This window comes from Paenibacillus sp. FSL F4-0097, from assembly GCF_038593125.1.
Lineage (GTDB): Bacteria > Bacillota > Bacilli > Paenibacillales > Paenibacillaceae > Paenibacillus_AQ > Paenibacillus_AQ odorifer.
The window spans coordinates 3,503,126-3,516,314 of the sequence record NZ_CP151965.1 but is presented as its reverse complement, the minus strand read 5'-3'; the positions used below and the strand labels follow the sequence as shown (position 1 = coordinate 3,516,314).

Here is a 13,189-nt window from a genome sequence, read left to right as displayed (position 1 = left end):
CTCCAACTCCTGCTTATTTGAGTCTACTATGAATTTATCCGCAGCATATCAAAAACACCATTATCCTAAATATCTCGTTCCTCATACTCAAAGGGTTCATCACATGAGTAAATTTCATGGAAAAATCCTACATATGGGATATCGTCTTCTATACATTTTATACGATATGACAGCTCTTCATCGCATTCCGGCTCTTCACCATTGTTCCGCATTACCTCGAATGCATCAACGATGTTTTCCATGAGGGTTACTTGGATAAATAATGGTAATGTATCTAACATCGAATCTTCGATCCTGGTCTCGGATCTGTAGCCATCAAGGACTGTTTTAAAATAATCATCCATAAACTTTTTGCGTTTATCAGTATCTTGTTCAAATTGTATCCAGCCCACTCCAAGTGTCCAGAGATTTGCCAGGTCATACATATACCAACAAAAGCAGGAGTTATCGAAATCAAACACAGTTATTTGCCCTGTATTAAAATCGATCATATAATTCCCATCGCAGTAATCAAAATGGACCATCCCAAAAGACTCGTGATCCCTGTCCATCCCTTCTAACGTTGTAAGGAGATCTACCAGCTTCTCCTTCAGCAGAGATAACGAGTCAGGTATTAGCTTATCTATATAATCGGCATTGTATTTATCAAAAAAATCATACCGAGAATGGACAGGCGTATATCCCTTCGATAATTGATGCATTTTCCCAAGAACTTTGCCACAGTTATAATAGTATTCCGTAATAGGAACGCCTTCCCGATACTGATAATTATTTTCCACGAGCATACCCCCCTTGGCCTTTTCAAACAAGCAGACAAAAAAGGTATGATTATTAAGGGTTATCGTTTCCAGTAGATTCCCCTTCTGGGAGTTGACCACATTCGAAACACTGCCGCCATGCTCGTACAAATACCTGATATATTCCACTTCACCCAGAATATCTTCTCGGCTTCTGTCACTTAAGAAGGCAATTCTGATTATTTTTGCTTCAGAATCAGCTTTATCACAGTTATATGCAACATTCCGTCCTCCTTCATGTGCATTGATAAGCCTGATTTCATAACCTTCCAATCCGTACAATTCCATCACTAATGGAAGTATGTGTGTATCAGCAATTTTAATAACCTCGTTATAATTCAGAATATCTCTCCTCTCCACTTCTTCAATATATGGATAGTTTACCAGTTCCAGCTGATAAACTGGATGGAGAAAACAACTATAACTGAAATATCCTGCTTCATTAGGTCATCGTTCCTAGGTACACACGAATTAAAATATCTTGGTCATGGTTGCCGAATCCAGCCCCATAAAGTGTCAAACCACCAACATTAGCAGCCTTCTCGTCAACTGCGAACCGAAGCGTCCAGAATTGTTCCCGCAGCAAAATATCTGCGACAGTAATGTCCGACATCCGTTCTTCATCAATAAATGTGCCCGAAGTGTCAATGCGGATCGTCTTCAATAACCCGTATTGATTTACATTCCGATGCCACCAATCCGGAGTATATATGCCTCGTGCCGCTCTTCCAAAGTCTGCCGGACTGGTCCAGGTTCCAAGCTTCACACCGTTAAAAAAGAACTCAATATCCGAAGGCCAATGATCTCTCAAGCCCGGGGCTTCAGAAGCAATTTCCATTGAAATCTCGATGGCGTCGGGCATTTGACCGGGAAGTAAGTAGTTAGGCGTTTTGTACTCTACGTAACCTCTCCCAAACCACAAAATGCCGGCGTTGACCCGCTCGGGATCCAGAAAAAAGCGGGGATCGTCCCAAACCCCAATTTCTTTCTCTTGTGTCCCAAGACCACATGTAGGATGAACATCAAACGAAGTATAATGACCGACTGAAATGGTCTGCTCTCTGATCCTCGGGGTTTGAGTGGCAGTGGGGAGTTCGATCTCAACTCTTTTTTGTTTAAGGAAGCACATTTTGTGCGTTCCTCCGTTTAGGCGTACCCTGTGGCTTCCTGTAAGTCCAGCTTGTTCGAGCTTTCGGATATGCATAGTAACTATGGAAGGGCTAAGCTCTAACTTAGCCGCGATCTCCTTCACATTCATTTCATTATCTGCAATGAGGCTCATAATCCTCCATCTGACTTCGCTTGCCAGCGCTTCATACAACGCCATGAATTTTGCTTCACCGTTTGCTTTGATCATCATCATAATCACCTGACCTGTGCTTATTGAAATTACATATATATTAATTTAATAAATATAACGTATATCTTCAACCCCGATTCATTGAAAACCTATAAACAATAGTGTTTAATTTTCTTAGTAGTTAAATATATTGAATTCATATTTATATAAATTTATTAATGAGGTGGAGAAATGAAATACAATAATCCGGTCATCAAAGGGTTTTATCCTGATCCCAGCGCATGTAAAGTTGAAGACACTTATTATTTGGTCTGCAGTTCCTTTCAGTATTTTCCCGGTGTTCCGATTTTTGAAAGCAAAGATTTAATTAATTGGACCCAAATCGGTCATTGCTTAACCCGAAAGAACCAGATTCAACTGGATACTGTGGACAGCTCCGGTGGTGTATTCGCCCCCACCCTGCGGTACAATAATGGACGATTCTACATGACGACCACTAATGACACTTTGCGCCAGAACTTCTATGTCTGGACTGACAATATTTACGGCGAATGGTCTGATCCGATTAATGTAGATCAAGGCGGTATTGATCCGGACTTGTATTTTGAAGACGGCAAAACGTATTTCATGAGTAATGGGACAGACGATTACGGAGTTAATGGTATAATCCAATGTGAAATTGAAATTGAAACTGGGCAGAAGCTGTCGCCAAGCCGTTCAATCTGGCAAGGATCCGGTGGGCGTTATTTGGAGAGTCCTCATTTATACAAAATTAATGAACAATACTATCTGCTAGCAGCTGAGGGCGGAACCGAATATGGGCATATGGTCACTTATGCAAGGGGCAATTCTCCTGCTGGCCCATTCGAAGCCTATCCGCATAACCCCGTATTGACTAATCGAAATTTAGGCGGTTACGAGCTTCAGGGTGTTGGTCACGGAGATTTGGTACAAGATCATGAGGGGGATTGGTGGCTGTTACATCTTGGATTCCGGCAGACTGGCCAGTATCTTACCTATCACCATTTGGGGCGTGAGGTTTTTCTAACTCCGATTACCTTTGGCGAGGATGGATGGTTTACAGCAGGTCATGAAGGTACCACTCTAATAAGTTTCGAGACTGATCGTATTGCGGACACAGTCATTCAGCAGGAGAAAGAAGTCTATACGTTCGAGAACACAGATTGGAATTTGGACTGGTGTTACCTGCGTCACCCGGTTACAGAAAATTATCGGTTAGAAGCTGATAAAATAAAGCTTAAAGGAACTCCAATAACGTTAGATATCCCGGCTACCCCGACATTTATTGGTATTCGTCAAAAAGACTTTAACGCGATTATTTCATGCGAAGTCAGCCTTACGAATGGTGAAGCCGGAATTACGCTTTACATGGACGAAAATCACCATTATGACTTGGCCTTGCGTAAACATCCAGAGGGTTATGAGATTATCGAACGGCTGAATATCGGAGATATCAAATCCATTGAAAAAACAAAACATATAGGTCAATGTAACCATGCTTCATTAGTTGTCAAAAGCAGTCCAACGCATTATCACTTTTATATCCAGGTAGACGGTACTGAGATCTTACTCGGAGCTGCGCAAACCAAATATTTATCCTCTGAAATAGCCGGAGGATTCACAGGTGTGCTTATTGGTTTGTACGCCACTGGAGAAGACCAAGATTATAATGCGATATTCACAAATTTTAGCTGCCTTTATTCTTAAACCTCCAAATTAGAATGAACTGTACAAGGCTAAGGGTGTTCTTATAAATAAAAGATGGGTTAACCCCTTAATTATGGTTAACCCATCTTTTATCAAAACCAATAAGATCCTAAGAAAAATTAGATATCCAGCTTCCTAGTACTTAACGCTTTTACCATTACAGGATCTCTATGTGAAAAGAACAAACTCTCTTTTGTGTCTAACAGCGCAATTTGTTCTATATCCTCTGAATTTAATTCAAAATCAAAGATATTAAAGTTTTCAATTATTCTTTCTTTCCGGACAGACTTTGGAATCACAACAACTCCTCTTTGCGTCAACCAGCGTAAAACCACTTGGGCAACAGATTTATTATATTTTCGAGCTATTGATACTAAAACTTCGTTCTGGAACATGTTGTTTTTACCTTCAGCAAATGGACCCCATGATTCGATCTGAACATTGTTTTCTTTCATGAATGCAGCACTTTCAATTTGTTGGCAGAATGGATGTGTTTCAACTTGATTAACGGCAGGCGTTACTTCATTATGAATAATCAAATCAATCAGACGATCGTTCTGGAAGTTACTTACGCCAATCGCTCTGATTTTTCCTTCACGGTACAATTCCTCCAGCGCCCGCCAAGAACCATGCACGTCGCCAAAGGGCTGATGAATTAAATACAAATCCAAATAATCAAGTTGCAATCTTGAAAGGGATTTTTCAAATGCTTCCTTTGTACGTTCGTATCCGGTATCTTGAACCCATAATTTCGTAGTAATAAATAGATCCTCTCTTGGTACTCCACTCCGTTTGATGGCTCTTCCCACCGCTTCTTCGTTTAGGTAAGAGGCTGCGGTATCTATCAGTCGATAACCTGACATGATCGCATCGTAAACAGCTTGTTCACATTCAGCTTCATCTTGAATTTGAAAAACTCCAAAACCAAGTATCGGCATTTCAACACCATTGTTCAAAATAACTTTTTGCATAAAAAATCCTCCTATTAGTTGATGATACACCTCTAGTTAGAAGTGTGTACTATCAATTTCCATTTTAGACAAAGCTTCATTTAGTCTATCTACATCTTCCTTTGTTAATTTCAGATCAGCTCCATATAGGTTTTCTTCTAATCTGTTTAATTTTGTAGTGCCTGGAATTGGAATGATATATGGTTTTTGAGCTAATTCCCACGCTAATACGACTTGAGCCGGTGTTGCATTTTTACTTTCTGCAACTTGAGTAATTAAATCTAATAACACTTGGTTATGATCAATCACATCAGGTTTGAATCTTCCCATGAAACTTCGATAGTCATCTTCATCATATTTGGTTTCCTTAGTATATTTACCACTTAAGAAACCATTTCCTAATGGACTGTAAGCGATAAAAGCAATTCCTAACTCTTCACAAAGTTCAAACAACTCTTTTTCCGGTTCACGCCACATCATGGAGTACTGATTTTGGGTTGCAGTAATCGAACAAACAGCATGTGCTCGTTTCATATAATCAATCGGTGCATTTGAGACACCCCATGTTTTAATCTTCCCTTCAGCTATTAAATCTTTCATTGTTTCTGCGACAGCTTCAGGTTCGACATTCGGATCCACTCGGTGCTGATAATATAAATCAATACAATTGACCCTCAGCCTGTTTAATGAACCTTCTATTTGCTCACGAATAGAATCTGGTGTGCTATTTAAAATAAGTTGAGGTTGACCGTCTACAGCTTCTTGTCCTAAAATTCCAAATTTAGTTGCAATCACAACTTGATCTCTTTGTGGTGCAAGAGCTTCGCCTACTAATTCCTCATTGGATTGTCCATAAAAAGCAGCAGTATCAAAGAAATTACATCCTAGTTCAACTGCTCTGCGAATTAATTTAACCATTTCATTACGATCTGCTGGCTTTCCATAGGCATGATCCATTCCCATACAGCCAAGCCCTATTGCCGAAACTTCCAAGCCACTATTTCCTAATTTACGCATTTGCATCTGAGATCTTCCTTTCGCATGAAGTTCAGTCAAAGTTCAACGTTCAACGTAGTCTGCATTATTTTCAGCACGTTAATTCAGCTAAATTAGTTTGGGTACTATTTTAGTATGCAACAATTTTTCACAAAACAGATATCATAATAGTATTAAATCATTGCCTATTCCTCTCATTTTAACGAATAGACAGATATATGAGTCACTTTATAGCGACTACAAGGATTTCAAACCGAATCTTAAGATTAGATAAATATTGATTCTGCTCCCTTTAAAACAAATTCCCCACAGGTAATAATGGATACAAACCTACTATTGGAGTGAACAGTAATGATTAACATACTCGTAGTTGAAGATGATAAGCATGTAAGAAGACTTCTTGAAGCTGTTCTGAAACGCGAAGGATATGATGTTGTAACTGCCGAAGATGGAGTTAAAGCTTTGGAGGTCCTTGATTCACAGCATATTGATCTAATCATTCTGGATATCATGATGCCTAATATGGATGGTTATGAATTCGCCAAGGAAGTAAGAGCTGCTGATAGCTTAATCCCTATTCTCATGGCTACAGCAAAACAGCTGCCTGAAGATAAGAAAAAGGGGTTCCGGATTGGAACCGATGATTATATGACCAAACCGATTGATACCGAAGAAATGCTGCTCAGAATCCAAGCGCTGCTTCGCCGTTCGCAAATCGCAAGTGCCCGTAAATTAGTAGTGGGTAAAGTGATCCTTGATTATGACGCATTGACAGTAACCCGGGAGGACGAGAAACAAACGCTTCCGCAAAAAGAGTTCTATTTGTTGTATAAGCTATTATCTTATCCGGAACGGATATTCACCCGTATCCAGCTTATGGACGAAATATGGGGCATGGAAAGTGAAAGTACGGATACAACCGTTAATGTACATATCAATCGCCTGCGGAAACGGTTTGACGCTTATCCAGAGTTTGAACTGGTTTCCGTCAGAGGTCTTGGATACAAGGCGGTGCGAAGCCAGTGAGCAAAATAAGTAACAAGCTCAGCAACAGAATCAGCCTTCCCATCTATTTTTCTCTTATCATATTTTTCATCTTTCTTATTACCGTTGTGATTACAGGACTACTCTTCTTTCTCGCACAGGTTTTTGGTTTGTTGAACGAAGAGCTTGCCCAGGATGGATTCGTACTACCCATAATGGTATTAATCGCTTGTACAATTATCGGTACCACGATATCAGCCATCACAAGCCGGAAAATGGTAAAATCCATCCGGTTATTTATTGAGGCCACAGAGCGTCTTGCCAGCGGTGACTTCTCCATGCGGCTTCAGCTCAAAAGCCCGCCGGAGTTTGAAATTCTATCAGAGAACTTTAACCGGATGGCTGAAGAGCTTGGGGGTATTGAAATTCTGCGAACCGATTTTGTGAATAATTTTTCCCATGAATTCAAAACACCGATTGTATCTATCAAGGGATTTGCCGAAGTCTTAAAGAACGATGATCTTACCAAAGAAGAACGGAATGAATATCTAGATATTGTCATTGAGGAATCGACCAGACTTGCCTCCCTTGCTTCGAATGTACTGGAGCTGACACAAGTTGAGACGCAAAAGATTCTGACAAACAAAATGAGGTTTAATGTTGGGGAACAAATTCGCCAATCTGTGCTTTTGCTAGCTGCTAAATTTGAGAAGAAGCACCTGAAGCTGAACGTTAATATTCAGGATTATGAACTCTCCGGCAATAAAGAGCTTTTAAATCAAGTTTGGTTAAATTTATTGGATAACGCGATCAAATTCACTCCTGAACATGGCGAAATTGAAGTTAACATGAAGAGAAACGAAGATAACGTGGTGATTCTAGTTCGTGACTGCGGAAGCGGTATTCATCCTGAGGCTCTTCCCAAGATATTCGATAAATTTTATCAGCAGGATACTTCCCATTCGACTGCGGGCAATGGACTTGGATTAGCAATTGTTAAAAAAATCATTCATCTACACAATGGAACCATTTCTTGCGAAAGCATTCCATTACAAGGAGCCACATTTACAGTTACGATTCCGATTGGAATGTAGTACGAGCCCTGGAGAACCTCATCGTTCTTTCAGGGTTTTTTCATTTTTCAGAAAAGTTAACTTTCAGTTTATCTTCTTTCGTTATCATTTAAGCAACGCCACATAAAGGAGTCAGATGTATGGTAACTATACTTAAGTACTTAAAACCGAAGGAATGGACCCTAATCGGTATCAGCATCCTGTTCATTGTCACACAGGTATGGCTGGATCTGGAATTGCCCGGTTATATGAGCGAGATTACTCGTCTTGTACAGATACCAGGAAGTGAAATGAGCGAAATCATTGCAGCCGGAGGCTGGATGTTGCTCTGTGCCCTCGGCAGTTTAGCCACATCAATCATAGTGGCAGGGATCGCCGCTAAAATTGCCGCTAACTTCTCTTCAAGATTACGCTCCAAATTGTTTGATAAGGTACAGTCTTTTTCTATGGAAGAAATCAACAACTTCTCTACAGCTAGTTTAATTACCCGTTCAACGAATGACATTACACAAGTGCAAATGCTAATTGTCATTGGTCTGCAACTGCTGGTGAAGGCTCCCATCCTTGCCGTTTGGGCAATGCTCAAAATTACAGGCAAGAGTTGGCAGTGGTCGCTTGCTACCGGTGTCGCAATTGGGGTATTGATTCTTATTGTCAGCATAGTGATCGTGCTTGTGCTTCCGAAATTCCAAAAATTGCAGCAACTGACTGATAATCTTAATCGTGTTGCAAGAGAAAATCTTACAGGCCTTCGTGTCATTCGTGCTTATAATGCGGAAAGTTACCAGGAAGATAAATTTAGCGTAGCCAACAGCGAGCTTACCCGAACGAATTTATTTGCCAACAATGTACTGTCCATGATGATGCCAAGTATTTCTCTCATTATGAGCGGTTTAAGTCTCGCAATATATTGGATTGGTGCTATTTTGATTCAAAATGCCAATGGTACGGCGAAGATGGGCTTATTTTCAGATATGATTGTCTTCTCATCCTATGCGATGCAGGTGGTTATGGCATTCATGATGCTGATCATGATTTTTATCCTGATGCCTCGTGCCCATGTATCCGCTAAAAGAATCAATGAAGTGCTGGATACTAAGCCAAGCTTAGAGAACGGATCACTTACTTCCTCTAAGACAAATCGGTTGGGTGAAGTCGAATTCAAAAAAGTCAGCTTTAAATATCCGGATGCAGAAGAATACGTTATTGAGGATATCAGCTTTACGGTGAAAAAAGGAGAAACTGTGGCCTTCATCGGTTCAACCGGATGCGGAAAAAGTACCGTAGTGAACCTGATCCCTCGCTTTTATGATGCTACAGCAGGTGAAGTGTTGGTGGATGGTATTAATGTTAACCAATATGAGCAAACTGCACTGCGCAATAAAATGGGATATGTATCTCAGAAAGCGATTTTGTTTGGCGGCACGGTGAGCTCTAATGTTGCTTTCGGCGACAATGGCAGTGATCTGTCCTCTGATGTTGTAGATGCCATTTACACCTCTCAAGCTTCAGATTTTGTTGAAAAGATGGAAGGAAGCTACGAGGCTCATGTCTCTCAAGGCGGTACGAACTTGTCTGGCGGTCAAAAGCAACGTCTTTCCATTGCCCGAGCCATTGCCCGTCGTCCTGAAATATTGATCTTCGACGATTCCTTCTCAGCACTTGATTATAAGACGGATCGCAAATTGCGTAGTGAATTGAAGAAGAAATCCAGCGGTACGACGATACTAATCGTTGCGCAGCGGATCGGTACAATCAAAGACGCAGATAAAATCATTGTACTGGAAGCCGGACGAATGGCAGGCATGGGAACACATGATGAATTGATGCAGACCTGTGATGTCTACCAAGAGATTGCTTACTCACAACTTTCAAAGGAGGAGCTAGCTTAATGAACAAAAGCAAAGAGCAACTCAACACGTGGAGCAAACTTCTCCACTATTGCAGAAAATATATCCCTGTAGTCCTTATAGCTATTATTAGTGCAGCAATCGGTACGGTTCTGACTTTGCTTGGACCGGATAAGCTTTCGGAGATGACAGACTTGATCACGGCGGGCCTCGTCACCGGAATTGATATGGAAGCAGTAACTTCTATCGGCCTTTTCCTTGTATTTATCTATATCCTTAGCGCTGTGTTATCTTTGGTACAAGGATTAATTATGTCCGCAGTTACGCAAAAGGTCTCCAAAAACTTAAGAGCCGATCTCTCACGCAAAATGAACAAACTTCCAATTTCTTATTATAATAATTCTACAACCGGTGACATTCTGTCCCGGGTTACCAACGATGTGGATACGATCGGGCAAGCTTTAAACCAAAGCGTCGGCACACTGGTAACTGCCCTTGCCCTCTTTACGGGATCCATCATCATGATGTTCAAAACAAATGTGATCATGACTATTACGGCGGTTGTTGCAACTATCATTGGCTTTGGCCTCATAGCGGCAATTATGAAAAAATCCCAAAAGTATTTTCAAAGTCAGCAAGAATACTTAGGGAAAATCAATGGTCATGTGGAGGAAGTATATACAGGACATACTGTAGTGAAAGCTTACAATGGTGAATCACAAATGCGCAATACATTTGAATCCCTGAATATGAATCTTAAAGATAGTGCATTTAAAGCGCAGTTCCTCTCCGGTCTTATGATGCCGATTATGATGTTTATAGGCAATCTAGGTTTTGTGGCCGTTTGTGTCGTTGGTGCTGTACTTGCTATGAACGGAACGATATCCTTTGGGGTCATTGTAGCCTTTATACTGTATGTCCGTTACTTTACACAACCGCTCTCTCAGATTGCTCAAGCCGCACAAAGTCTGCAATCGGCTTCCGCGGCAAGCAAACGTGTCTTTGAGTTCCTCGATGCTGATGAAATGGACAATGAAAGTCATAAAGAAAGACATCTTAAAACTGCAACGGGCAAAGTGGATTTTGAACATGTGCAATTTGCTTATGAAAATTCAGATAAACTTGTGATTAAAGATTTTTCTGCAGAGATTAAGCCTGGGCAAAAAATTGCTATAGTCGGCCCTACCGGCGCAGGTAAAACTACACTGATAAATCTTCTAATACGGTTTAATGAATTAAAGGGCGGAGAGATTTATATTGATGATACCCCCATCAGCAGCTTAACAAGAGAAAACATCCATGATCTATTCTGTATGGTCTTGCAGGACACCTGGCTTTTTGAGGGCACTATCAGGGAAAATCTGGTGTACAACAAAACAGGTGTAACCGATAAAGAAGTTGAAGATGCTTGTAAGTCGGTAGGCTTGCATCATTTCATTCAGACCTTAAGTGCCGGTTACAATACCATACTAAATGACAAGGTTAATTTATCCACCGGCCAAAAGCAACAGCTTACCATCGCCCGCGCGATGCTCAAGAATGCTCCAATGCTCATCCTCGATGAAGCTACAAGCTCAGTCGATACAAGAACAGAGCTCTTGATTCAGCAGGCAATGGATAAGCTTATGGAAGGAAGAACCTCCTTTGTTATTGCGCATAGACTCTCAACCATTAAGAACGCCGATGTGATTCTGGTTCTGAAGGAAGGCGATATTCTGGAAAGCGGCAGCCACGAAGAACTACTTGCCAAAAATGGTTTCTATGCGGAGCTTTATAATAGCCAATTTGATCAAGCCTCTTAAATCCTAGTTGAACTGTGAATTATATAGCGAAAGGACCTGCTTATTGTTCAGTATAAGAACAATAAGCAGGTCCTTTGTTCGCTATGAACGCATATTACCTACTGGCAAGGAATTCATCAAGCTGTTTTTGCTTTTCAGCAATGACTTTATCTAGGCCGGCCGATTTTTGGGCGGCGATAAATTTCGGTAATTCTTTGTCCAGATCAACCGAGCCGGTCTCAAGCATCTTCTGATATTCTCTTAGGACGTTTGCTAGTGCTCCAACTTCTGATTTGACTGGCTCACTGTCAAAGGTGAAGCCCAGCGCTGGTGACGATTTGGCCCCTTCGTTGAACTTTTTGAACTGCTCCCACTTGTCCGGAGCTTCCGAGCTCCAGACATAGTTGAGGAACTGATTTCCCAGCTCCCAAGCGACGCCCGGTGCGTACTGTCCTGACTTCTCCGTCTGCGTCATAACATTACCATTAAGTGTGAAATGTGTACCTTCAATACCGAAGTTAAGCAGATTAATAATCTCTTGATCTGTATGAAGCAGGTTAATCAGCATCATGGCGCGTTCCGGGTTCTTGGACGTTGATGAGATGGCTAACATGGCACCGGTAGTCTCCGATGTGGCGACCGTTTTACCTGTCAAAGTAATTTGTGCAAGCTTGCCATCAAGTCCTGTCGCGGATGCGATTTCCTCTGCTTTGCCTGGCTTGAGAGGCTCTACAGTGGAAAATACGTTGCCCGTCTTATAAGCATCAAGGGATGACGTTTGGGAAGTGGCCGCATCTTTGTTTAGATACCCCTTCTGGAAGAAATCACGGGTTACTTTTAATGCATTTAAGTATTGGGGATACTCTTCGGCCGGTTTGACTGTCGCCTCCGTGCCATTCTTATCGATAGCGCCAGGTATCGTCGTATCACCTAAAAAATCCAATTCCACAAAGGAGTGAGAGGCGAACGTACCACCCGTTGTATACAGCGGATACATGGTTGGCTTCTTCTCTTTAACGATCTTATAAACGGCATCTAAATCTTCGATTTTTTGCACTTTACTCATGTCGATGCCGAGTTCATCGGCAATGTCCTTCCGGTACACAATGCCCCCTGACGATGCCAATTCTTTATTAGTAGGGACTGCATAATTTTTGCCGCCGATTTTGGAGCCATCGAGAAAAGCTGGATCCAAGCTATCCTTAATGCCCTGGCCATACTGATCGAGCAAGGGACCGAGATCTAAGTAAGCACCTTTGGCAACGTTCTTTGCATACCCGTTCCATGAGGCTGTAAATAGAATGTCTACGGGCTCTCGAGAAGCGATGATGAGGTTAGTCTTATCATCCCATGCTCCCCAATCGATTGGTGCGATATCTACCGTCGCGTTGATTTTTTCGGTCAAGATCTTGTTCAGCGCTTCCTCGACGATAGCCTCGTCCGCCTGTGGAGCTCCTTCGTAGACCAGCTTTAGTTTGTAGGGTTCCAGCTTCGAGGGCTCAATGGATGTGTTATCGGTGGTTGAATTCGCTGATGAGCTCGGTGTGGCGCTTTCTTTTCCGGCATTATCCGGTCTAGCGTTGTTCGAGTTGTTTGAATTGCCGCAAGCCGTAGTGGCTACTGCTGAGATAAGCATCAGTGTGAGAAGCAGTGAAGCCTTGCTTTTCGTATCCTTCATTTTCAAGTAATCCCCCCATAAAATAGAATGATATGCTAAACCGTATACTGGT

Annotated in this window: 10 protein-coding genes; 5 read left to right on the top strand and 5 right to left on the bottom strand. The window is 41.6% G+C overall.

The annotated features are described in order from the left end of the window. Positions 1-65: 65 nt before the first annotated feature. Both MHH86_RS15780 and MHH86_RS15775 read right to left on the bottom strand, forming a co-directional pair. The gene (locus MHH86_RS15780; RefSeq protein ID WP_179088400.1) at positions 66-1,085 is read right to left on the bottom strand and encodes a phosphotransferase; all 1,020 of its coding nucleotides are present in this window, start codon (positions 1,083-1,085) and stop codon (positions 66-68) included. A gap of 154 nt (positions 1,086-1,239) precedes the next feature. Next, positions 1,240-2,154: an ArsR family transcriptional regulator gene (locus MHH86_RS15775; protein WP_076316421.1), complete on the bottom strand. Its 915-nt coding sequence runs from the start codon at positions 2,152-2,154 to the stop codon at positions 1,240-1,242. Positions 2,155-2,328: 174 nt separating this feature from the next. On the opposite strand from MHH86_RS15775, the gene MHH86_RS15770 reads away from it, so the two are divergent. Further along, positions 2,329-3,825 (top strand): glycoside hydrolase family 43 protein, encoded by a 1,497-nt coding sequence (locus MHH86_RS15770; protein WP_038571198.1) that lies wholly within the window; start codon positions 2,329-2,331, stop codon positions 3,823-3,825. Positions 3,826-3,944: 119 nt separating this feature from the next. Here the strand turns inward: MHH86_RS15770 and MHH86_RS15765 are convergent, their stop codons facing one another. Continuing rightward, complete coding sequence (locus MHH86_RS15765) at positions 3,945-4,796, bottom strand: aldo/keto reductase (RefSeq protein ID WP_036677189.1); 852 nt, start codon at positions 4,794-4,796, stop codon at positions 3,945-3,947. 36 nt (positions 4,797-4,832) lie between these two features. Further along, a complete protein-coding gene (locus tag MHH86_RS15760; RefSeq protein ID WP_036677191.1) occupies positions 4,833-5,798 on the bottom strand; it encodes an aldo/keto reductase in 966 nt (321 codons plus the stop codon). Positions 5,799-6,122: 324 nt separating this feature from the next. On the opposite strand from MHH86_RS15760, the gene MHH86_RS15755 reads away from it, so the two are divergent. The 4 genes from MHH86_RS15755 to MHH86_RS15740 all read left to right on the top strand — a co-directional run bounded on the left by MHH86_RS15755 (position 6,123) and on the right by MHH86_RS15740 (position 11,480). Further along, a complete protein-coding gene (locus MHH86_RS15755) occupies positions 6,123-6,797 on the top strand; it encodes a response regulator transcription factor (protein ID WP_076105748.1) in 675 nt (224 codons plus the stop codon). Further along, on the top strand, positions 6,794-7,849 hold the full coding sequence (locus MHH86_RS15750; RefSeq protein WP_080742500.1) for a HAMP domain-containing sensor histidine kinase: 1,056 nt from the start codon (positions 6,794-6,796) through the stop codon (positions 7,847-7,849). Before MHH86_RS15755 ends, MHH86_RS15750 begins: the two co-directional genes overlap by 4 nt. A 119-nt stretch (positions 7,850-7,968) precedes the next feature. Further along, the gene (locus tag MHH86_RS15745) at positions 7,969-9,720 is read left to right on the top strand and encodes an ABC transporter ATP-binding protein (protein WP_038571195.1); all 1,752 of its coding nucleotides are present in this window, start codon (positions 7,969-7,971) and stop codon (positions 9,718-9,720) included. Further along, positions 9,720-11,480 (top strand): ABC transporter ATP-binding protein, encoded by a 1,761-nt coding sequence (locus MHH86_RS15740; protein WP_076316420.1) that lies wholly within the window; start codon positions 9,720-9,722, stop codon positions 11,478-11,480. The genes MHH86_RS15745 and MHH86_RS15740 overlap by 1 nt, the downstream gene beginning before the upstream one ends. Before the next feature lie 94 nt (positions 11,481-11,574). Here the strand turns inward: MHH86_RS15740 and MHH86_RS15735 are convergent, their stop codons facing one another. Then, a complete protein-coding gene (locus MHH86_RS15735) occupies positions 11,575-13,137 on the bottom strand; it encodes an ABC transporter substrate-binding protein (RefSeq protein WP_076316419.1) in 1,563 nt (520 codons plus the stop codon). Between the last annotated feature and the right edge of the window lie 52 nt (positions 13,138-13,189).